Below are 22271 nucleotides of genomic sequence, written 5' to 3'. Positions count from 1 at the left end.
ACGTTCTCACCGCACGTTGGGCACGCAAATCCTTGCTCTTCGTTTTCGAGATCGGACTGTTGGCCAGTCCATCCACAGGTTGGACACTGTATCGGGGTGGATCCAGACACGGGACATCGGGGCCATCCGCCTCCGGATGCAAAGGTGTGGTGACACATTGTGCGCGGACGCCCACCCATTCGTGGGAGGCTATCAAACGGAGCAACCAGCCGTTGATCGAGTGTGGATCCGGAGAGAGGGTGGAGCCAGAACGTTCATACTCTGGTCTTTCTAATCACCAGATGGCGCTCGGCCTGACCATCGAGCGCCGACGACAACGGGATGACACATCACCCGGCATCTCCCCGCCGGGTGATTTTGCGGACCTGCGGTTCATTTAGCGCTCGCGGATTTTTCGAGCGTGTCCGTCTCGCCCTCGGGTCGCCGGACAACTCGGCGCCCAGTTCCGGATGGGGAGCCGGCGCCTGTTTTGCTTACCAGCAGGTCATGCCGTCGTCGCCACAGGCGAGCACATTCCGCGCCGCCAGCTATGCGAGCCGGTTGTCTCGGACGTGTTCCTGCAGGGTCCTTCGGTGAGACGCTGGCGACGGGATCGCGGTCTATAATACCTCTGTGAAATGTCTTTACCCCAATATTTTTACCCTGACAACCAGATAGCCGATAGCGAGGGTCGACCTCGCTTGAGCGTAGGTGTGTCAGAGGCAGCCTCCGTTGGTCCTCCACTCGATCGATCGCGTCTGCACCGCCGCGGTCGTATCGATTGCCTCGACGCGGTGCAGGCGCTCTTCTTGCCATCCACAGTCCCAGCACGCCTGGACGACGTCGAGCCACTCGTCTTCAGTAGCATCGAGCACTGCATCGGATAGTGATGTCGACGGCGGTCGGTCCGGCCCAACCTCGAGCGTGACCGGGCCACCGCACGCAGGACAGTCCATATCCTATAGGATGCGCGCCGCGGTCATCAACATCAGGGGCCCATGAGACGGACTCACAGACAGGGCTCTCGAGGAGGCAAAAACCCGATACCTCAGGCTGGTCGTTGGGACGACGAAAGCTCCGGTGACTCAGTAGACGATACTGTGCTCTCAAACTGATACATTTCTGAAAGCAGGACCCCAGAGATGGCCCCTCGGCCGGAGAGAGCCAGCGGCCTTCGCACATTGCATATCGCCTCTTTCTTGGACGAAACCCGCGATATGCAAGGCGAAATAACGCGCTCAAATCGCAGAAGAACCTCGTCGGGCCGATTTGAGGCGATAGAAAATACCTCGACGAGCTACCGCCTCACCACTATTTCGCTAAAATTGCTCGACCACGGGGTAAACGGGGGGAATTCGAGGAGTACTGATAGGGTTCCGACTGGCTCTATGTCAAGAACGCCTCGCTGGATGGCCACGCTCTCCAGGGAGATGACGAATGAAAACCTCCGCTTCCCGCGAATTCGGGACGTTGAACCTATTCAAAATTGCTCGACGGGGCTTCAGTACAAGAGAGACAGCACTCCAACTCATCCTATCGATGTTCTGAGGCGAAACTCGTTCATAGTCCGAGCTCAGTTGTTGACACGCTTAGAGTGTTAACCAACAATCTGAATCGCAAGGAGAGTATGTTGGTTAATAATCTATCCCTCAATTGTTTCCGAAGCTTTGTCGCTGACGATTCATTTTAGCTGAATTAAGGCGCTAATTCTCCTTGCCCAAGGAGCAACACAGGGAGTGGAGCGACCGAGTAGCGCAAGTCCGTGACGACTGGCGACATCGACAACCCACTCTACTCAGCACTCCAAAACCAAGCCATCCGGAACGCGAAAAGCGACTACGACGACGAACCTCTCGAATACACGGGCGAACAGCCCATCGAAGTCAACAACCAAAACTGGGAGATCGACACGACTGAAAACGGTTCCGTCGTCGTCGGATTCCCATGCATCAGTGATTGGTGGTACACGCCAATCCACGTCCACGACAGCATCGAAGAACCCGTCCAAACCCCACTCGATGGTGACGCTGAGAAGACAAAACTCAGCGTGTGGCGAGAAGGCAGCGACTGGCATTGCTCATTCACCGTCGAATACAACGAGCAACAGGATGGCGAGGAAACACCCATTGGTGTTGACGTTGGCCACAACTACATCCTCGCTGCAACGCCAGACAATGCGAGTGCTGAGTCGTTCCTTGTGAGTGGCAAGGAGCACAAGTTCGTGCAGCGGTACTACCGTTCCCTACGTGACTCTCTGCAGGAAACTGGGGCGCATCGCGCCCGAAATCGCGTAGGTAACAAGGAGTACCGTCGCATCCAAGACATGAACCACACCCTCTCCAAACGACTCGTCGAATACGCCAGTCAGTTCGAGAATCCCGTTATCAAGCTCGAAGACCTCGAAAACATCCGTGACGGTAGCGAGTGGAACGGTGTCCACTCGTGGCCGTTTACGAACTCCAACAGTTCATCACGTACAAAGCCGAGAAGGAAGGGATTCGCGTTGAGAAAGTAGACCCCGAGAATACGAGTCAGGAGTGCAGTCAGTGCGATGAACTCGTGGGTCGTGACGGGAGCAAGTTCGAGTGCCCGCACTGTGGGTATGTGCGGCACGCGGATTTGAACGCGGCTGAAAACATCAGTCAACGAGAGGGTGAATCATGCACGGCGTAACACTTCGGGTGCCGCGAACCGTGCAGCCCAGCAGGCTGAACACCCTGCCCACCGCTTCGCGGTCGCCTGCCACGTGCAGGTGGGAAGGCCGCTTTGACCCGGCTACACGCGCTGGAAAGCACGCCCTCGGTAACAATTGGGCGGCGACCGTTGACGCTGGTCACGCGAAAGCGTATTTGAGCCGCCGAGGAAACGCGCAACCCTAATATCCCCATCGGGGAATCCCACGGCTTCGGCCGTGGGAGGAGGTCAAAATCCGCATTGGCTACCAACTCACACGACGAGCAAACGTACAGGCCACGTTCAACACGGTTCGACTTCGTATCGGCGTCTCATCGGGCGATGTAGTTTGGTAGTACGTCTCGACTGGCTGCATTCAGTTCGAATTTCTGTTCGGAGAAGAGGTCGCCGAGCGTGACTTCGAGCGATTCGGGATTGAATCGTCCGATACGGAGTGGTGCGACACGCCGAATGTACCGTTGGACTCGGTCGACATCGTGGCGGCCGTCTGTATGGAAGACCAGAAATGTTCGATAATCATTCTCGAACATGGTGTCCAGTTTACGACCTAACGCAAGGCGTTCAGATCTGTAGTAAACCTCGGCGGCGACTTGGAGTGGTGATGTCACGCGGATGTCTGCGACCACGAAGTTCGGACGGATTCCAACCCACCGTTCGTCGTCAATCTCGACTGGTTTCCCGGTTACCGCTCTGATTCTGTTGTGTAGTGCTTTCAGCGTGACCTCCATGGCAATGCGGTGAGAATCCGAGACTGAATCTGAGTGGAAGCAGTCAGAGGAGCCATCAGTGTGCCGGAAGTACTCGAAGGGCTGGTCGGCTGCCACGTCGGTATACCTAACGCGTTTTCCGCAGCTCGGACACGTGAACCCCTGTGTGAGTACCCAGTTATGTGATTTGGCATTGAGGTCCTGTACTTCCGGGCCTGAAAGGATCCGACCGTGGTAGTCGCTTTTCGCTACGAGCAATGGTGGTTGAACTGTTCGTGTTCGTTGGTCATCCACTTGGTGAGGATGTTACAGTATGAGCTGCGAACGCTGCTGTTGTGTGGGTTTAGTGGCATTAGTCGTGGTGTGGGGTGATGAGGAGATAGGTGCCTGATGGATCGGGGAGGTCGTGTTGGTTATCGAGATGTGCGGGGGCGTGGTACCAGCCGACGGGGGTGGCGGTGAGTTCGGTGCCGAGGAGTGCGTCTGGGTGTTGGTCGTCTGGGCAAGGGATGACGCTGTACGTGCCGGGGAGGCAGAGGCCACCGAAGAGGACGCCGCCGTGGGGTTGTCGGGTGAACCAGGCGGCGACACGGCCGGTTAGCTGGGTGTCTGGGTTGTAATCGTCAAGTATGTCGAAGTCTGGATGTGCGTCGATCGTAGTTGGATTGCTTTCGTCGACGTGTTGTGCGAGCTCTTCCAGTGGTTGGTGGGTGTTGCGCTGGTTGTCGTCTGTATGTTCAGGTGTCGTGGGTCGGCGATTCGCCATTACGTTGGTTGTGGGGCTCCAGCTCCATCAACAATGACCGATTGCGCATGTAGCACGGATTCCACACCAATCCAGGGACGAACAGCGTTGTACTGGCATTCCTGGATTGACACTCCAACGACTGATTGCAGAATTCACGACAATCTAGCTTCGTTCTGATCGGGACACGTACCGGAAGACGCTTCTGGGACCGAAATTCAATCAGTTGCGAACTGGTTTGATGTAGCCTTCTACCGCTGCTTCTGTCGAAGCTGACCGCGTCCATGAGTAGAATCTTCGTCGAGGACTGTTGACAGAACCTAGAAAGAGGCTGCTGCCGTGGGCCGTCAGGTCATGTCTTTGTCTGTGGCTGTTGAGACGATGAGGAGGTGGAAGAGGAGCCGGCCGAGGAAGGGAAGGGTATCGCTTGGCGTGAGGCGTGTCCGGTCAGCATCATAGGTGATGGCCCCAGCGTCGGCAAGCGTTGGCAGATGGGTGTGGCGGAGTGACTCTTTGATGTTGTGATAGTCACTACCGGTCGCAGCGTCCAGTGATGAGTCGGTCGTAACGGCGGTAATCCAGCGAGCGAGGTTGGCCAGTGAGACCCACTCGTCAGTATCGCACGTCAGCAGGTACAGAACGGCAAGTTGTCGGCGCCGATTCCCCAGGATTGAACAGACCGTTGTGACAGTAGCCGGGTCGAATTCATTGGCGAAGGCGAGTGCGGCTGCGTCCGACCACGATGGCGCTGGCTTACGCATCGTTGCCCCCCACAGGGGTTCCGTGTACGTGTTGGTGTGGCTGTGCCTGCTGTGGGGATGAACCGCCGAGTGGCGTGCGGATCGATGTGAGTTGCCGGATATACATGGCGAGGGGGCGTGTTACATCTGTTGTACGCGTGCGTTTGGCGCGGTCGTCGTAATCGACGATACCGAGTGTATCCAGTCGCTGGAGATGATTCTGGATAAGGCCGACGTATACGCTTGCGCGCTGGTTGCTGGATACACAGTGAGGACGGCATTGGTGTTCGATTGCCGCGATATGTTCGGCGAGGTTGCTAACCGCGACGTCGCCTGTTGTTCGGTCAAGGATGCAGATGACGCGTCGTCGACGTCGATTCGAAATGGCTGTGAATGCGTCGGATGCAGCGATGGGAATAACGCGGGCCGTCATTAGTACACGTCACCACCGGTATCCCGCTCGCTGTGGCGACCGCGGGAGTTGTTGCCCTTGCCCTTCTGAGCTGCCGTCTGACGGTTGGGTCGACTGGACCAAGATGGCGAATCCAGTCCCGTCGACTGAGTACTCGCTGTAGTCCACGAATGAGTGGCTGTGTGAGTGATAATATTGCGGGCAATACGTCGGGGTCGTGAGTCACGCGTGAATAACGACTCGTGGTCGCCCCAGGTGGGGCGACGGTTAGAGTTATCACTGCGTGACTGTGTAGTCTGGTATGCTGTCATTGTGGCAGCGTTGGTGCCCGGCGTTACGCCGCCGGGGGCCGCTTTCAGGCCACCTAGGCATACCTCCTGTATTTAAAAATAGATTCGTATTCTCACTCACTAGTAGTGAGAATTCGGTGAAAAGAGGCGAGGAATATCGGTAGTGCTCCCTATCGAATTAACCAACAGATAGGGAGGACGATTCAGATATTGTTGGTTAACTCTCTTCGTCTGAATCTTCCTCCACTTGCTCGGCGTGTCGGATGTAGGCGTTGAGCCGCTCGAACAGGTCTGACCGCTGCTTGATGACCGGTTCGAGTTTCCGCAGCGCCTTCAAGTCACGCGCCGTAATCTCGCCCTCAACAATCAGGTCGAGCAAGTTCGCCTCATCCATGATGGCCGGCGGGTGTGCCGTGTCGGTCAGGTCAGCCGGCACAGGTGTGGGGCACCAGATACACTCATCCAGGTGCCGCTCGGTCCACCGACCGCAGCCCTCGCAGCGAACGGGCGCGATGTTTACCGTGTCGGCCTCGGGGTCGACGTCGGCGCCGTCGGCGGCGGCAATCCGCTTCTGACTTGTCTCATCGAACTTGACGATGTAGTGACGCGGCGCGTCCGACTGCCGACACCAGCCGAAGTGACGTTCGAGGTCGACCTGACTAATGTAGGTCTTCGACGCTAAGTCGGATGCGCGACTCCGTCGACAGTGCTGCGCCGTCAGCGTCTTCTGGATGTCCGTGGCCTCGGCTGCCTTCGTCAACGGCTTCACGAACTGGTTGTAGCTAATCGGATCGTAGATGTCGCCGAACCCGGGACGGAGGTTAGCCCACAGCGGCATCTCGGGGGTAATCCCGCCTTCGACATCGTGACCGGGGTGATTCTCTATCCAGCGGACGAGGAATGGTGACCCCGTGTGCATCTGTATCTCGCGGCTCCCTGTTTTCGTATCCTCCGGGATTGAGATACGCACGAACCCGTCTTCGACTTCGACATGCTTCATGCGCAGCCTGTGGAGCTCGCTTGCCGGCCGGCCACCGGTGGACCACATCGTCGCGACGATCGCCTTGTCGCGCTTGTTGGTCTGGACGCGGATGGCGTCAATGATCTCGTTCTCGTATCGGAGGATGTTCGACGCTTGTGGGGTCGGATCTGCAGGGCCGTTGTTCAGCGTGATGGCCTCGAAGTGATCCGGCTGCTCGTCGCCGTCGGTCATCACCTCGCCCCAGATTTTGAAGCAACTGTACCGCGTGTCGAGCGAGTTGCTGCCGTAGTGCTGGTCCATCCAGTCTGTGACGGCGTCGACGGCCTCTGGCCCAGTTTCGGGGTCCAGTGTGGCGTCGAGTGGGACGTCGACGTGTTTGCTCGTGAGGATCATCGTATCGAGTAGCGACAGCACGCGTGCGTTGCTGAATCGGCTGTCGGCCCGGTTGATGTACTTGAGCGTCTCGTAGAATGCGAGGAGGACCTCCCGGTCTTCGTTGGCGATCTCCGGGTCGGTACTGCCGTCCGGACCACGTTCCGGATCGATTCTGACGATGCGCTTTTCTATTCGCCGCTTATCGCTTACCATGACGGGCTCACCTCTTGGACACAGGTACTGAGCCCGTCGCGGGTAGTTCGGAACACTGCATTCCGGACTCCCTTCCTCAGCGGTAAATACTTAGGGGTCAAGTCAGTAAAGGATAATATAGGAGATCCCCGATTTAGAGTGATATTATTTTTTACTCCTAAGGGTCTCTTCCTGTGCATTTCTCCGAAAAACGTCAATGAAAGGTAGGTGTATTTTCTTATAAATAATGTGGGTACCTACCAGATTGAGATAATAGAAACACCCCCGGTTCCATCCGCCCATTTTGAACGATGCATTGAGGATATACATTAGACCTGGCGTGACATCCTCCCCGCCCTGAAGGGCGGGATTCTCTCCTCGCAGGAAGATAGGAGCTCCCCATTGAGAATCGGAGAGGTGTTACGCTGACTGCCAACAGAGCATTTTGTTATTTTGGGGTGCCGACAAACGCTCGTCACCGTCACTTGAGGTTCACACCGGAAGCCTCTGCCCGTAACAGCCCTACATAGCTGGAGTTCCCATACCGGGAAGTCACGCTGTAAACGGTACAGAGAACTTCGCTAGCAGAGCGGTACTGCCCGAAATATCATTTCACGATGCGGTCACTCGATCCGGTCTCTTGAACGGCGAGGAAACTAAATATGTGTAGACTCTACACACAAAGTGATGGCTGAAGAGAAAACCCGCGTCGATTTCAACGCCCCGAAATCCCTCGTCGAGCGCGCCGATAGCGTCGTTGATATTCTCGATATCTCTCGGACTCGCCTCCTAATCGAGGCACTCGAGGACGAACTCGAAGAACTCGCAAACGACGAGGAGTTCCGCCGGCGACTGAGCGACGCCTACTACGACGGTCGTGTCGACTACGACACCGTCGAAGCGATCCTCGGACGTGAAGAGGCGATGCGATTGAAACTCCTCCGGGAGTCGATCGACCGGACGCCCGCCATTCCTACACTCAAGGATGGTCTCCCGAGTGACGAGGCCTTCTACGACGGCGAGGTCTCCAAATGGACGGACTCCGAGTCGGCTGATTCCAATGACGAGTCGCGTGCCTGACGATGTCGGAGCGCGCCGTTGCCGTCGTCGATACGAACGTCCTGTTGAATCTCGCCACGCCAGTCGTCGACGGGCGACCGAAAGATCCCTCTGGCGGGGATCCGCTCAAAGCACTCCTCACCGCGTACGACATCCACATCCCAGCGAGCGTTCTCGGCGAGGTCACCGATGCCACGGGAGACGATGGCCTTCTGGCTGCCGCCGCCGATCTCGTCCTCCAGGCTGCGCATCATGTAACGACACACGACGTCGACGACCGAGCCGATGAGCCACTCGACTACGGGCTTGATCAGGGAGAGGCGGAGGGTGTCTGGCTAGCCAACGAGTTGGAGGCAGACCTCTTCATCACGGACGAATTCAACACCACCAACTACCTCTTCATCAATCTTGCTCTCGACGACCGGAACACGCTTTTCACGACACCGCACATCCTCTGTACGCTCGCCACTCACGAGATCCTGCCCGTGGAATACGTCGATACTGCGCTCAGCTACTACGTCGAAACCAAAGGCTGGGATGCACAGTATATTGCCCAGCTACGGCAACACCATCTCGAAAAATGAGACGGATGAGAGCTGAATATCCGGCCTGCCATCGAGAGTGGGTTGTGAGGGATTGTCGGATTCACTCCCGCCCTTCAGGGCGGGATTCTCTCCTCGCAGAAAGATAGAGAACTACGGCCACACTCCCTCCCCCCGTCATCGATGTGTAAAACCATGAGAGGAGGGAGGGGGGTGACGAGAACAGAATGGCGAAAACCGGCGATGAGACCATTAACGCGAAGGAGAGCGTCTCAGCGACGTAATCTATATTCCTGTAAGCAATGCATATTGTATGGGAAGGTTTTATATGTAGTGCGTTACAACCGGAACCGTACTGCATTTGAATGTGAAGGTTAGGAGAAGCGACGCTTCGACTAACCGAACAGAGATGCCCATATCACGCTTCTCGACCTCCTACACGATCTCTCTTGTTTTCAACCGTCTCGTGGCGTCAAGCCCGACTTTCGTGATTTATTCTACGTGAGTTCCCCCTTCCACCCCTGCTGTTTACACATCGATGACGGGGGGTGGGGGTCACGAGACTCCGTGTCTTGATCTCGTTTCCAGTGGGTTGGAAGGATCTGATGCGGAAGTGGCTGCTCCGTGTTCGCTGACTCACCGCCACCAGTTCAGGACGCTCTCGACCTCTCCCCCGCTACAATCTCGACTTTACACATCGAAGATGGGGGGTGTGTTCTCCACCGGGTGCTCGCCAGGATTCTTACTCCTCGTGAAATTCTTTCAGCTGAGCATTCACGACTGAACTGAGGAGTTCTTCCTGCTGGGCTATTCCTTCCAGGCGTGTATCATCGACGATCCGAGTCATCATCGCTTCAGGATCACCCGTGAATGTGAACTCCATATACATCCCACCGCCTCGTCCGCGGCTTTTCCGAGATGTTGAAATCAACCCGTACGTTGAGAGTTCTTTGACATATTTGACGTACGTCTCACGAGTCATCTGGTCTGCATCGAGTTCGTTCGTGACCCACTGATAAACTTTGAATCCAACCGGGCTTGGGACGGAACTACCCGTCCGACTCGAGTGATACGCAACGGCTGCGGTTGCGTACAGTGAAATCTTCTTTTGTGTCGTAAGCCCCTCAACGAGCTTCAGTGACCGGTCTTTGTCAATTTCCTCCTGAGATTCTCGGACGTGGTCCTCCGTGACCACTTCATCTCCTCGTTCGTCCGCGAGATCACCGGCACCGCGGAATAGATCGATCGCCTTCCGTGCGTCACCGTGACTTTGTGCAGCGAACGCCGCTACGAGCGGAATCACATCGTCCTCGAGAGCATCTTCACGGAACGCATCGCGTCGATTTTCGAGAATTTCGCGCAGCTGATTCGCATCGTAGTCAGGGAAGTAGACGTCACGTGGATTGAACGAGCTCTCGGCACGCCCGTCGATGTCTTCCATAAACTTTGGATCGTTCGTCAGCGCTGCGACGGACACGCGGCCTTCGATTTCGTTCGTGTTACTCGCCCGCGAGAGCTGATAGAGAAGCTTTGAGTATGCGGGTTCGTCGTTTTCGCGCCGGCCGACCAAGAGATCGATTTCATCGAGAATGAAGATGACCGAATCGTAGTGCTCGTTGATGAGTTCGTACAGACGTCGGTACTTGCGCTTCGTCGAGACGCCGGTCTCTGGAACTCCGCCTTCAGTACCAACGTCCTGGGCGACAGTTTGGACGAGTTCGTAGACGGCCTGATCGAGCGTATTGATTGGTTGGCAGTTGATATCGACAACGCCGAACCGTTCGCCTTTGGATTGACAGAGCTCGATGATCTGTTGCGTGACGGCCCCGATGATGAGTGACTTACCTGTCCCTGCGGGACCGTACAGCAGCATATTCGGCGGCCGATTTCCTTGGAGAGTTGGTTTCAGAAACGAGACGACGGACTCGAGCTGGTCGTCACGGCCGACGATTCGCTCCTCGTCGATAATCGTGTCAGGCTCGACGAGGTCTCGGTTGACGAAAACTGATGCCTCCCCCTCGTCATCGAGCATATCACGGATCGACCGCTGGGTGCTCTCTTCGGTCGATCCCTGATTTTGGCTTGAGTCTCCGGCAGCGTTCTCATGGGCGGATTCTAACTGCTGTCCATCCGACGTAGAACTAGTTTCTTCATCAAGGGTGGATTGGTTCGCCCCTTCCTGATCACTACCGGCCATATGCCTGCTGCACACCGGAGCATTAAAAAGATTAACCTCCGTCGATGTTTATTCGGCCGCTGTATCCAATAAATCGCTTGAATTCCGTGGTTTCACGGCTCGATAGTAAGAACCATCACCGAAGTACATCTGGTGGAAGACCCCCCGTCATCGAAGTGAAAATCGGTTCAGTCTCCGGTTCTCTTGATGTTCACCGTTCGAATTTCATTTTGCGCACGGGGTGTTCCCGCTCGATTTGTTACTCAATTCATCTCTTACCTCGCCGAAGAACTCGATCTGGAGCGGAGCGACTCCGTCCGTGAAGTCGGTCAGTCCGTGGCTGATCTCCGGGGCTAACGACAGGTGTGGTTTGTCCCGGATTCGTATTTCAACGTCAGGGCCAGTAGTCCGCCCTGTCTCCCGTTTGAATATGGGCCATGAACTATCTCATGCGAACATCTTATACTCCATGAGAAAGTAGAAGGGAGTAGTAACTGGGGTCTCTATGAGCAGTAACGACACCAAGCACGTGCAAACTGAACTGAACGAGGACGAATACGAACGCTTCCGGGAGTTCGCGCGAGAGCACGGCCTCTCGCTTAAGGAAGCCGGTCACGAGGCACTGATCGAGTGGATCGAACGCCAGCAGCAGGCTGACCCGAACGACCCGGCGTTCACAGTCCTCGACGACCTCGAGGACGAATCGCTCCCAGCGTCGGCCGCGACGGATGCCCGCGAGGAAGACGATCTCGTCGAGGAGTGGGATGGCAGTGACGAATCGTTCACGCTCGCCGACGACCCGTCCGCGCAATCCTGAATTCGGATGGCTGAACCAGTCGAAACCCCGATTGGGACGATCACGCCCGAGCATTTTCGCCCGGGGCACGTCCGCCATCAGGTCGTCGTCGGGCCGAAGTTCCTGTACGCATTATTCAACCCACAAGATCAGATGCACGCAGTCTCGCGGGTGTTCATGGCCTTTGTCCGCGACGGTGACCTCCCCTATCGTCGCCTCATCGTCAACGATCACATCGTCGACGAGGCTGCCACACGGCTGAAAAAGCAAGCGTCGATGCGGAACGCTGCGTCGTTCCTGACGACGCTCGACGAGAGCACGCTCTATCAGTTCGAATCCGTCTCTGAGGACGTTTTCGATGACGCCAAAGCAACGTTCGTCGAGTGGACGGATCTGGATGCGTCACTCACCGATTTCATTGTTGCCGCACACATGGACGAACTGGCGGTCGATCACATCCTCACGTACGACCGACACTACGATGCGTTCGACGTGACAACACTTCCATATCGCAGTCAGAGCTAGGGTGCCAAGTATGCCTGAGTCCCCACGGGATGGCGTCCAATCGTGGACCGAGTCGATGAGCGCCCGCGACCGCATTCGAGCGGTCGCCGAGACGCTCCGTGAACCGCGGTCGGTCAGCTGGATCAGCGAGCAGGCCGACGCTGCCTGGAGCACGGCCAACGAGGAACTCCAGGATCTCGTCGACCAGGGCCAGCTGCGTCGCGTCGAGGCCGGTGAGACCACACGCTATCAGCTGGACTACACGCGCTTGCTCTTCGAGGAGATCCGGACGCTCATCGAGGAGAACACCCGCGAGGGGCTGCGCAGCGAATTGGCTGCGATCACCGAGGAGGTCGAGGAGTGGGTGCGGAACTGCACTACCACAACGGCGACTGGGTGCTTCACGTCCACTGCAAGCGGGACGTGGAGTTCGATACGTCGGAACAGGCAACCACCGAGAACGGAACGGTTCTCGGGATTGACCTCGGCGTGAACAACCTCGCTGTCGCCTCGACGGGCACGTTCTGGATGGGCGACGAGTTCGACCACTGGCGCAGAGAATACGAGAAACAGCGTGGGTCGCTCCAACAATGCGGGACGCGCTGGGCACACGAGAATACGTGAACACTCGTGTCCATCGTGTGGGTTTGAGACAGATAGGGATGCGAACGCGGCGATGAACGTCCTTCAACGCGGCTTTTCTGAACTAGGGTTGGGATGGCCCGAAGACACGCCTGTGGAGACTGCGCTCCCTACGGACACCGCTGGCTTTCAGCGTGTGTCTGCAAAGCGCGTCGTGGAATCAGGAAGCCTCGGGGCTTGACCCCGAGGCTATTCACGACGTCGCCGATCAAACAGTCGAAGCAGTACATCACGGTGAGCCTCTCTCCGTGGACACCCACCTCAAAAACCCACCTACCTGCGCAGCTTGTTGTTCAGATAGTCGATTCAACTGGTTGTGGTAGATCGCCGTTGACATCGAGACTCTGTATCTGCCTACTGTGCTTCGACAGTATGTTGTGTGCTTTCCAAATGTCTCGGCCAATCCACCCACACATAATGTATGTGCAGTATAGTTGGCCAGTCACATTGGCCAGTATAACTCGCCAGTGTGACTATCTCAACTGCGCAGTATTTATGGCCTATCCCACTAACAGGCCTATATGCTCACCTACACCAGCTATTCTGAAGCTGGCGGTGTGGGGAAAACCACACTGACCGCGAACCTTGCGAAGGCACAGGTCGACCGCGGCCATGACGTGCTGGTGATCGACCTCGACCAGCAACGAGGCTGCCTGTCGCACCTGCTTGGCGTCGACGACAACCGCAGCGATCCGGATGCGGACACGATCGTCCACCACATGGTGGGGCGGCCACAGGGGGAGTTCGAGGATCTGATCCGGACGACTGAGGGAATCGACGTGATCCCAAGTCACGACTCACTCGAACAACTCGATGACTGGCTCACGAAGGCTGGGGAGTATCAAGCAACGACTGAAGCCGATGACTGGGAGTTCCCGCGGAACGAGCAACTTCGGCGAGTACTCAGAGAGAACGATGTCCCGAGCCAGTACGACGTCATCGTCGTCGACCCGCCGGCGACGGCTGGTCCGCATCTCTACAACGGGATCGATGCCACACGATCGCTCGTGATCCCGCTCGAACTGACTGGTAAAGGCGACCAGTCTGTCGAGGGGCTCGAAGAACTCGTCGCCGGAATCGAAGCGCAACTCGACCTCGAGGTTGGCGTCCTCGCAGTCGTCCCGAACGGGTTCAAGGGGACAAGCGACCAGGATTCTTACCTCGAGACGGTCAAGGATCTCGGCTATGACGCGCCAGTCGTTCTTCGAGAACGTGGCTCACTGTTTGAGGGGTGCTGGCGACAGCAGTGTACGGCGTTCACGTACATCGATGAGCACCGCTCCCGCAAGCGTGATCACGAGATGGAGACACTCGAGAAGATCCGTACCCTTGCGGCCCATCTTGAAGATGAAGCTGGCCTGGATAGCGGTGATGCGTCATGAAGTCCGGCACTGGTGACAACCCATTTGCGGATGAGGAACCCGAAGAACCGCCAGATGATCAGGAAGTTGACGAATCGGCGGACGAACCCAGCTTCGACATCGGGGAGACGGATTCCGACTCGTCGTCGACGTCGACGACGAGTGACGAATACAGTCTCCCCTACTATCAGCGTCGGGGCTCCGTCAAAGAGGATCGGGACGATGTGCTCCAGTTCTTCGTCCGTGAAGACACTGCGCAGGGGGAAGACGAGCTCGAGCGGGCGGTCGCCAATGAACTCGATATCCGCCCGAAAGAGCTCTACAAGCTCGACCTGCGTGAGGCAGCCTTGCTAGTGGCGATGGAACATCCGGAAGAAGTCGCTGACAAGCTCCGTGAATGGGGCTACGAACACGTGTAGTTGACTCTCGGACAATCTTTATTTTTCGCGGTGATTCTTTGTTCTCCCCCGTCGATTACGGCTTAATATCGAATTCCTCCTCGGTGAAGTCGGGTTGATCGACGTCTCAAGCGCTGTGAGAACTGGATCTCGTGAACGTTTTGACCGGCATTCGCAACGCAACAGAGACCAGTAGTTGAGACCGCTTTTCTCAATGCATATGGCATCCTGCCATAGTTCATAAATGGTATGAAGACATACTTTGGGATAGAACGCGCTAGTTGAGACTAGTCGTCTCAATGCATACGCTTCTCGAATTCCTTCGCGATGGACAGTGATTCACCTTCAGCAATTTCGTAGCGTTCACACCTGACACTCATTACAGCGGATGACGTACCTCCTTTCAACGATGTCCATCGACCGAGATACCTTCAAGAACACGAGCGAGGGCGAACTCGCGGACCTCTCCGTCCCCGATCAAGTCCTCGGATTTCTCGCTGCCAACGAGGATCGAGCGTTCAGGGCGCGCGAAATCGCCTCCCAGATTGGCGTCGACGAGGGTGCGGTCAGCACGGCACTCTCACGGTTGAAGAGCCGAGACTTCGTCGAACACAAGGCAACGTATTGGGCGGTGACTGACGACGAGGAGCGCCTCGAAGGATACAGCGGCTACGAACGGACGACCGCGCTGTTCAACGAGCAACTCGGCGAGGAAGATAAGGAATCGTGGCGTGAGCACGCACCCGAGGAACCACACCCAAGCGTCGAGGACGAACAGTGACCAACGAAGAGACCCCAATTTTCGAGCGTGGTGACGTCGTCTACGGGGATGATTCGTTCAAAATCGAGGAGGATGCTCGTCCCTAGTTCATCCTCTCGAACCACGACGGGCGTCCGTTCCATGGCGAGAAGTATATCGCGGTGACGCTCACAACGAAATCATGGATGGACGGACTACTCGAGATTCCGGAGGAGAGCTGGCGACGTGGTGGGACTTCGGATGAGAGTCGGATCGTTCCGTGGGGAGTCCAATCGATCGACCACGAGGATATCGACTTCTGGCAAGGACGTCTTACCAGCGATCCCGTTGATCAGGCGGTGGCTGCGCTCCTCGAAGAACTACAATAGCTTCTTCGCGGTTTCGTTCGAGCAGAGAGTGGTGAAATGGATGTTTGGTAGGCATACACAATGATAAGCAGACTAATATTAGGAAGATGATTGAAATTGTTTCTTGATCCACGATGGTTCCGGGATGGCACTGACGGATAGAGAGTTGATCCTGACAGAATTGATGTCCTTAATGTTGGTTGTCCCGTTTGAGGTGGTTTCAACTCTGAGGGAGGCTTCGTGGACTACTCCCTGAGCGTCGATGTAGAGGGAACCGTCTGTTTTAGACGCATCTTCGTCGACCTTCTTTTGATCTACGGATTGGAGGGCAAATTTAAGTACTGGCCGACCGTTTAATTCGGTTGCTTTTGCAGGCTGGAAGTTCCCTACGTCGAGAATACTATCGAGAGACTGTGGTCCGTCAAGTTGGGCAATTGCATTTGTCGTCGTGAGCGAACCACCCAGTATATCGACAGTCATACGACTGGAAGAACCATGAATCCGGTCGAACGATCGGTCATAGGTCCATTTACCGTACTTGGATTCCCCATCCGGGCCAATTTTCACATATGCGATCCCATCCTCGAAAAACATCTCGATTGGTTGGTTTGGGCCTCTTATCGTCCGTACCTGCCGCTTTGCAGAGGGACTACTCCGGTACTGCGCTGTGATTGGGTGGTTTTTTCTCGTAATGTCGTATGCATTGTTCCTTAACGCTTTACGGGTCGCACTGAGTAGTTGTTCGCGATCTTCAATCCCGGACTTGGATGTTCCTTGTGGATATTCCCCCGATGGTAGCGTTGGACTTCTGAAAGTAGAACAGCCCGCAAGACCTAGCGATAGGAGACTACCACCCGTCGCTAGTAGGTCCCGTCGTGTTTTTCTTTTCACAATTACTCTATCGTAAGTGTGGTTGTATGCTGTGCAACTGGATACGGGACCAACGTTGTGAGCAAGAAGTCCTTATTATCAATTGGTAACGGAATCCGTGAGGCCTGGTCCGCTAACTGAATCCTAGTTGTGGTCCCTGGGGATACCGTTGCAGAATACGTTTCACCAACGAGACCAGCGTTTGGCAACTCGAAGAACGTTGCAACTTCGAACTTGCCCGTCGCCGTCTCTCCGACAGTAAGATCATACGAGAGGTCTTTCCATTCGAGGAATCCATCGTTTTCTGTAACTACGGTGTCGACGTTGGCGATGGAGATGTCCGGCATCGGGAACGTCACGAGCCGTTTTACTTTCTCGGTGATTCCTGTAACTGAAAGCCAATAGGGATTCCGACCAAAATACCGGGTTGGAACCGTACTCGGCAAGATTCGAATTCCGGCGGAGTCATCAACGGTTATCTTCGTCTCGTCGGAGTTCATATACAGGTCAATCTCAGGTCCTGGATGAGTGAGTGACTTTAACGATAACTCACTGACAGAGGATGGATCTATTCCCTCTGGAAGCGGAATATGGAGTTCTTCCCCCTCTCGTGATCCATGTAGCACTGGCATTGTCGCATCGGGAGAACGATATGAGGGCGGGAGATTTACTGGAAGATTTGTTATACCAGACCCATCCGACTGAAGAAATTCTGCCGGAACTCTATCGGGGGGACTTTCGGGCCAGAGCTGCGGGTAGACAGTCACCGAAAAAATGCTGTTGTCATAACTTGCCTGGTCAGCTTTAACGACACCAGAAGCATATCTGTCAGGTGCTATATTCCCACTCCAATCGCCAATGTTATCTTGAGGTTCATGGCCCTGGTAATAAATTGCTGGAATAGTAAGTTCTCCCTTATTTCGCATATCAATTTCGGTTTTTCCGTCACCTTCCCAGTCTCCCGTGTCTACGTCGATAGAGAGTCCATACACTTTCGGGTGAAATCCTGCTAGTATAGGATCTTGAGGAGGAGTGGGTGTCGGGGTCGGTGTTGAAGAGTCAGTTGACGTTCTAGTCTCTTCCTGACTCGACGATGATCCCGATGAACACCCTGCCACAAGGGTAATTCCACCTGTACCAAGCACGCTCAATAGTGACCTCCGGTTCATTGACACGTCAGTTAGATACTATATAGGTCTTAGTACTTCCCTCTTGCGAAGTGGCGGTGTTCAGATAAGGATGAAGATGAGGTCGAACGAGAAGCACTCGACGAGGCGATCACAGCAGAGCTTGATGATGCTCAGATCAACATTAGCCCGCTCGAGCTCCAAATTGCATACAAGCTTCGTCTCGCCCAACACGCTGAGAGTACATCAGAGAAGGATTTTGAAGACGCACTCCACCTCTACGAGACGTTCGAAGAATCGCTTAACAGGGAGCAACTCAAAGAATACGTTACAGATCTCGGGGTCAAGGACTACTATGATCAGCTCAAACGAGCTCGAGGATGATATTGAGCGGAATATTGAGGATCGCCGGTCATTCATCAAACAGTGGGCAACATATATTCGTGAGCACGTCGAGGAGGATGGTCACGCCAGCAGAACAAACTTATCAACTCCCAACTCCAGCGCGCAAACGAACTCGCCAAGGAAGGCGAAATCGATTCCACTGAACAATCTCTGAGGCCTGTTCTCGCCCGTAGTGGACGAGTTCTTGAAAGAGCAGCGGCTAGATGCTCGTAGTGACTGCGACGCGCGCGTCACGGCGGACCGTTTTTCGTCACATTGCACGACTTCCTCACTCTGAATGGCCCAACTACGATTCGACTCCACTCTACAATCGAAGCTCACTGGCTGCTGTTGAGGAAGACGTTCGAATAGTCGCGAGCGTCTGGTTTGAACATGATGCTCACGAGTCGGTTGACGAGTTCGCCTGCCAGCTTCCCTTGGCGTATCTCGAGGTCACTCCGCACGACTGCTACTCGTCGACCACACAGTACGAAATGGAGCAGCTGTTCCGGGTATTTCTCCTCAAGGAACTCCACGGGTGGCCCCACGAATCAGCGCTCGTCGAATACCTCCAGCAGTCACCCGAGATTAGTGAGCAACTCGGGCTTGACTCACTACCAGATCAGTCGACGCTCTGGCGTACCTGGAACAAGCGTTTCACGGGAGATATTCGGGAAACGATCCAGAAAGCGGCTCGAACGATTCTCATCAAAGCGCAGAACGCGGGTGTCGCTGTACCACGCGACCCAGAGCGAAACCTGCCGGATCGAGGCGACGACGCTACTGAATCGGACCCTGACGACCAGGCCATCCTTGACGAGGCAGGGACGATTACTAAGCACGTCAGTCGCGTCGTATTCCCCGCGTTCTCGCTCAATCGTGGTGAGGGCTGTGAGATTCCCGAAAACGCCTACTGGGGCTTACAGACCTATCTCGGGCTCCGAGAGAACTTGACCGCCAACGAGGGCGCTCGCAGCTTCATCCACGAATCGACGCGTGATCGAACGCCACTCGGGCACGGTCATCGCGACCAGATTCGTGATCTCTCCATCGAGCAGATCCGCGAGATGTACCGACAGGCACTCCGACAGCTCATCAACGAACTTGCGGGGACGGAGGAGTTCTTCCGAGCTGGAATCGTCGCGATCGACATCACTGAGGACGATCCCTTCACGGGCGACCGAACCGGCCACGAGGATGAGATTATCGGGACGAAGGAGAAGAACGACGAGTACGCCTACCAATGGGCGACCGTCCAGCTGGTCGGCAACGCTGTTCCACTTGTCCTTGATGCCCGCCCGGTACGGAAAGGCGAGTCACGCAAAGAGATCGTTGAAGATCTTCTCGCCTCCGCTGAGGACTTCGTTCACGTCGATAACGTGCTGATGGACCGGGAGTTTGATAGTCAGCACATCCTGGAGATGATCAGCCAGCGTGGGCTCTCCTACGTCGTGCCGAAGCGGATGCAGACCAGCGAGAAAGCTCAGGCGAAGCGGTTACTCCAACAGGGTCAGGACCGGTACGAGACCGATCGCAAACTCCATCTCGGGAAGAATGAGTGGCACGAGACGACGCTGATCTACCGTCGGAAAGAGAACTCTGAGCACGATGACCACCGGCAGTACTCGGTGTTCATGTCCAACCGGGGTGGCGGTTTTCTCAGTGAGTACGGCTACCGGTGGGAGATTGAGAGCGGCTACAGGTCGATTAAGCGATTCATGGCTGCGACGACGTCGACGAATTTCGGGCTCCGGTTCTTCTACTTCGCATTTGCGTGTCTCTTGTACTCGATCTGGCGAGCGGTCGATCTGCTCGTCCAAGTCGAGTTGACTGGAGAATACGAACGGTCACCGATGGTGACTGCCGATAATACGCTCACGCTGTTGAAGAAGAAGACCGGAATCGGGTAGTACGGTACTCTACCCGTGATAGAACGTCGTCTGAGTGGCAACGCTACCGAAAGTTGTAGAAAATTGCTCATATGGTAGCTATATCAACAAGAATGGACGTTCGGAGAGCGATCTGAAGCAGTTTCCACTCATCGATTCGGTCGAAACCACGCATCACAGCCCCGCTAAACCCGCCGTAGTCTCAACTTCCACAGACAAGCAAAAGATATCGTGATTATTGGTATATCAAATGGCTATATATGGTGTATCGACTGAATACTGACGCGACAGCCACTCATGCGGACGTTTGACTTCTGAGACAAACTACTGTTGCTTACTGTGCTAATACATAGTACTTTATTGTGGGTGGTCGCCCTACCCCACAGCATGGTCGCTGGATCGACTCACGAAACGGCTTCCCCTGGGGTTCGAGCCGTCAGGACATGGCTCCGGAGGATCTAAGATGAGCGGCGATCTCGACTCGGCCGACTACCCGGCTGTCGCCGACGAGCTCGTCGACGCGGCGGAACAGTTCCTCGAGTCCAAGGGAAAAGGCTCGAGCGGGAACTACCGCCGGAACTGTGCTCGCGCGCTGCGAGCGTTTTTCCAGTACCTCGATACCGAGGACCCCAGCCCGCCCGCCGAGGCGGAGCACCTCGACGACTCGCATTTCCGGCGATTTGCTCGATATCTTGCCGTCGAGGACTGGCTGACACCAGGTGGCGAACCGAAAACCAGTGACGAGACGAGCTTCACCGACTCGATCTCATCGGGGACGATGCGGACCTATTACGCAATGGTCTCCGCGTGGTGTGGGTGGTCCGTCCGCGAGGGTGTGCTCTCGACACACTACGCCGACAGTGAGGCTTCCCAAGAGCCGCTCCCTGAGAATAGCGATGACTCGGTCCGCGACCAGCAAACGTGGAGTCAGGAGCAGCGCGAGACGATCACGCGCTACACCGACCACATCGTCGGGGAGGCGCTTGACGATGTAGATCGGGCCGCCGACGCAGCAAAGGAACTCCGTGATCGGGCCTTCGTCGACACCATCGCCTTCAGCGGCGTTCGTGGTGGCGAGATCCTACGCGACCCGAACGACCCCGACCGCGACGGCCTCCGCTGGGGTGACGTAAACCTCGACCGAGAACTCATCTGGGTCGTCCCGAAGAAGCGAAAAAAGAACATCGACGACCGCGCACTCACGCCGAAGCCCGTGCCAGCGCTGAAGCGGCTGCAGGCGGCGCTGAACCCCGCCGAGGAGTGGCCAGTGTTTCCCTCGCTTGCGTGGCGTCTCTACTACAAGCGCCTCCGCAACGAAGCACCAGACCACCTCTCGGAGGATGACGTTGAGGGCACCCTCGACGCCGTCGATGGCCGTGCCGATCTCTTCGATCTCTGCCGAGAATGGGGCGTGACGCCGCCAGCGGTGAACACGACTTCGGGGCGGAACGTGCTACAGCGGCTTTGTGAGGACCTCAACAATGACGAGGATTTTGTCGGTGAACTCGACTTCTCGGACTCAAAGCACGACTACCTCGCCCCGCACGGTGCTCGGCGTGGGGTTGGGAAGGTACTGGTCAAGCAACGTGGGTACGACGACGCCGCTGAACAACTCGACAACACGCCTGGCGTCGTGCAGAAACACTACTCCCACATCAAGGTCCCCGAGCGGAGTGCCGACGTCGGGGCTGCATTCGACGAGGAGAGTGAGGAGTAGCTCTATCGCTTCGGGTTCACGGGCGCGATGTACTCTGACTTGGTTGTTTCTCCCTCGCTCCACTGCCAGTAGTAGTAGCGATTCCCGTTGATCTCCTTCGTCGTCAACGTCGCCCGCGTCGGCGCGTTGCAGTCGTCGATGGCGTCGGCCCATTCCTCGTCGTCGTACCCCTCGGGCGCCTCAGGGTCCCGCTCGGACTCGTCAGTATCGTCGCCGTCGTCGGTCTCAAGCTGGGTCTCGCAGTACGCGATCGTTGCCCGCAGCGTTTCCTCGTCGGCGCCGTCGAGGCACGCGGCGATCACCGCGGGTGGCTGCTGCATGGCTTAACCAATTCACCGGGACGTCAAGGGCGTTTGGGTTGGTTAAGACCCTCAGTCGGAGGATGCCGGCCCGTCCGGGTCGTATTGCGTGCTCCTGTGTCGAAGTGGGAGTGTCCGGTAGGAAGAGTGGACGAGCCCCCACTAAGCGTCCCTACGACGATGATGCAAGGGCACTACCGTAATTGGGACGCCATTTCAGCGTTTTAGCTGTATATAGGCGCTAAGCCCCACCCTTAACGGAGCGACCGGAGAGAGCGGAGTAG

General features: G+C 56.2%; 18 protein-coding genes and 6 pseudogenes. 14 read left to right on the top strand and 10 right to left on the bottom strand.

The features are described 5' to 3' along the window. Window positions 1–695: 695 nt before the first annotated feature. The gene (locus B4589_RS18010; RefSeq protein ID WP_255246189.1) at window positions 696–935 is read right to left on the bottom strand and encodes a hypothetical protein; all 240 of its coding nucleotides are present in this window, start codon (window positions 933–935) and stop codon (window positions 696–698) included. 800 nt (window positions 936–1735) lie between these two features. On the opposite strand from B4589_RS18010, the pseudogene B4589_RS18005 reads away from it, so the two are divergent. Further along, a pseudogene (locus B4589_RS18005) lies at window positions 1736–2652 on the top strand (RNA-guided endonuclease InsQ/TnpB family protein); the annotation flags it as partial. Window positions 2653–2906: 254 nt separating this feature from the next. Here the strand turns inward: B4589_RS18005 and B4589_RS18000 are convergent. The 5 genes and pseudogenes from B4589_RS18000 to B4589_RS17980 all read right to left on the bottom strand — a co-directional run. After that, window positions 2907–2978, bottom strand: a pseudogene (locus B4589_RS18000) (RNA-guided endonuclease TnpB family protein); the annotation flags it as partial. 6 nt (window positions 2979–2984) lie between these two features. Beyond that, window positions 2985–3497: a hypothetical protein gene (locus B4589_RS17995; protein WP_176330584.1), complete on the bottom strand. Its 513-nt coding sequence runs from the start codon at window positions 3495–3497 to the stop codon at window positions 2985–2987. A gap of 235 nt (window positions 3498–3732) precedes the next feature. Beyond that, on the bottom strand, window positions 3733–4146 hold the full coding sequence (locus B4589_RS17990) for a hypothetical protein (protein ID WP_176330583.1): 414 nt from the start codon (window positions 4144–4146) through the stop codon (window positions 3733–3735). Between the two features lie 326 nt (window positions 4147–4472). Next, a complete protein-coding gene (locus tag B4589_RS17985; RefSeq protein ID WP_255246186.1) occupies window positions 4473–4886 on the bottom strand; it encodes a hypothetical protein in 414 nt (137 codons plus the stop codon). Window positions 4887–5784: 898 nt separating this feature from the next. Then, entirely contained in the window at window positions 5785–7137 is a 1353-nt protein-coding gene (locus B4589_RS17980) for a site-specific integrase (RefSeq protein WP_079232134.1), read from the bottom strand. A 666-nt stretch (window positions 7138–7803) separates the two neighbouring features. Here B4589_RS17980 and B4589_RS17975 point away from each other — a divergent pair. Then, window positions 7804–8196, top strand: a complete 393-nt coding sequence (locus B4589_RS17975; protein WP_079232133.1) for a hypothetical protein — start codon at window positions 7804–7806, stop codon at window positions 8194–8196. 2 nt (window positions 8197–8198) lie between these two features. Next, on the top strand, window positions 8199–8759 hold the full coding sequence (locus B4589_RS17970; protein ID WP_079232132.1) for a hypothetical protein: 561 nt from the start codon (window positions 8199–8201) through the stop codon (window positions 8757–8759). A gap of 700 nt (window positions 8760–9459) precedes the next feature. Here the strand turns inward: B4589_RS17970 and B4589_RS17965 are convergent. Next, window positions 9460–10749 carry an orc1/cdc6 family replication initiation protein gene (locus B4589_RS17965; protein ID WP_176330587.1) on the bottom strand — a complete coding sequence of 430 codons (1290 nt, stop codon included), beginning with the start codon at window positions 10747–10749 and terminating at the stop codon, window positions 9460–9462. Window positions 10750–11398: 649 nt separating this feature from the next. Here B4589_RS17965 and B4589_RS17960 point away from each other — a divergent pair. The 9 genes and pseudogenes from B4589_RS17960 (at window position 11399) to B4589_RS18410 (ending at window position 15722) form a co-directional block, all read left to right on the top strand. Beyond that, a complete protein-coding gene (locus B4589_RS17960; protein WP_049892658.1) occupies window positions 11399–11710 on the top strand; it encodes a hypothetical protein in 312 nt (103 codons plus the stop codon). A 6-nt stretch (window positions 11711–11716) separates the two neighbouring features. Then, window positions 11717–12214: a type II toxin-antitoxin system VapC family toxin gene (locus B4589_RS17955; protein ID WP_255246185.1), complete on the top strand. Its 498-nt coding sequence runs from the start codon at window positions 11717–11719 to the stop codon at window positions 12212–12214. Between the two features lie 10 nt (window positions 12215–12224). Beyond that, window positions 12225–12626 (top strand): annotated as a pseudogene (locus B4589_RS17950) (hypothetical protein); the annotation flags it as partial. Continuing rightward, window positions 12557–12811: pseudogene (locus tag B4589_RS18415) on the top strand (RNA-guided endonuclease TnpB family protein); the annotation flags it as partial. The pseudogenes B4589_RS17950 and B4589_RS18415, both read left to right, overlap by 70 nt. Next, window positions 12810–13016, top strand: a pseudogene (locus B4589_RS17945) (zinc ribbon domain-containing protein); the annotation flags it as partial. The pseudogenes B4589_RS18415 and B4589_RS17945, both read left to right, overlap by 2 nt. Window positions 13017–13356: 340 nt before the next feature. Further along, on the top strand, window positions 13357–14217 hold the full coding sequence (locus tag B4589_RS17940) for a ParA family protein (protein WP_079232129.1): 861 nt from the start codon (window positions 13357–13359) through the stop codon (window positions 14215–14217). Beyond that, window positions 14214–14615: a hypothetical protein gene (locus tag B4589_RS17935; protein ID WP_079232128.1), complete on the top strand. Its 402-nt coding sequence runs from the start codon at window positions 14214–14216 to the stop codon at window positions 14613–14615. The genes B4589_RS17940 and B4589_RS17935 overlap by 4 nt, the downstream gene beginning before the upstream one ends. 388 nt (window positions 14616–15003) lie before the next feature. Further along, a complete protein-coding gene (locus tag B4589_RS17930; RefSeq protein ID WP_079232137.1) occupies window positions 15004–15375 on the top strand; it encodes a helix-turn-helix domain-containing protein in 372 nt (123 codons plus the stop codon). Continuing rightward, window positions 15372–15722 (top strand): annotated as a pseudogene (locus B4589_RS18410) (type II toxin-antitoxin system PemK/MazF family toxin). The gene B4589_RS17930 and the pseudogene B4589_RS18410 overlap by 4 nt, the downstream one beginning before the upstream one ends. 78 nt (window positions 15723–15800) lie before the next feature. Here B4589_RS18410 and B4589_RS17925 read toward each other — a convergent pair. Next, on the bottom strand, window positions 15801–16181 hold the full coding sequence (locus B4589_RS17925) for a hypothetical protein (RefSeq protein ID WP_143414221.1): 381 nt from the start codon (window positions 16179–16181) through the stop codon (window positions 15801–15803). Window positions 16182–16594: 413 nt separating this feature from the next. After that, a complete protein-coding gene (locus B4589_RS17920; protein ID WP_143414220.1) occupies window positions 16595–17722 on the bottom strand; it encodes a hypothetical protein in 1128 nt (375 codons plus the stop codon). A gap of 593 nt (window positions 17723–18315) precedes the next feature. Between B4589_RS17920 and B4589_RS17915 the strand changes: the two genes are divergently transcribed. Together B4589_RS17915 and B4589_RS17910 are read left to right on the top strand one after the other, a co-directional pair. After that, window positions 18316–19992 (top strand): transposase, encoded by a 1677-nt coding sequence (locus tag B4589_RS17915; protein ID WP_176330582.1) that lies wholly within the window; start codon window positions 18316–18318, stop codon window positions 19990–19992. Between the two features lie 442 nt (window positions 19993–20434). Beyond that, a complete protein-coding gene (locus tag B4589_RS17910) occupies window positions 20435–21688 on the top strand; it encodes a site-specific integrase (protein ID WP_079232126.1) in 1254 nt (417 codons plus the stop codon). Between the two features lie 2 nt (window positions 21689–21690). Here B4589_RS17910 and B4589_RS17905 read toward each other — a convergent pair whose 3' ends face one another. Then, window positions 21691–22008, bottom strand: coding sequence for a hypothetical protein (locus B4589_RS17905; RefSeq protein WP_079232125.1), 318 nt, complete (start codon window positions 22006–22008; stop codon window positions 21691–21693). Between the last annotated feature and the right edge of the window lie 263 nt (window positions 22009–22271).

Origin of the sequence: Halolamina sp. CBA1230 (assembly GCF_002025255.2) — an archaeon.
Taxonomy (GTDB): Archaea; Halobacteriota; Halobacteria; order Halobacteriales; family Haloferacaceae; genus Halolamina.
Note: the sequence above shows the minus strand (reverse complement) of the source record. Positions and strands in the feature narration are given on the sequence as shown.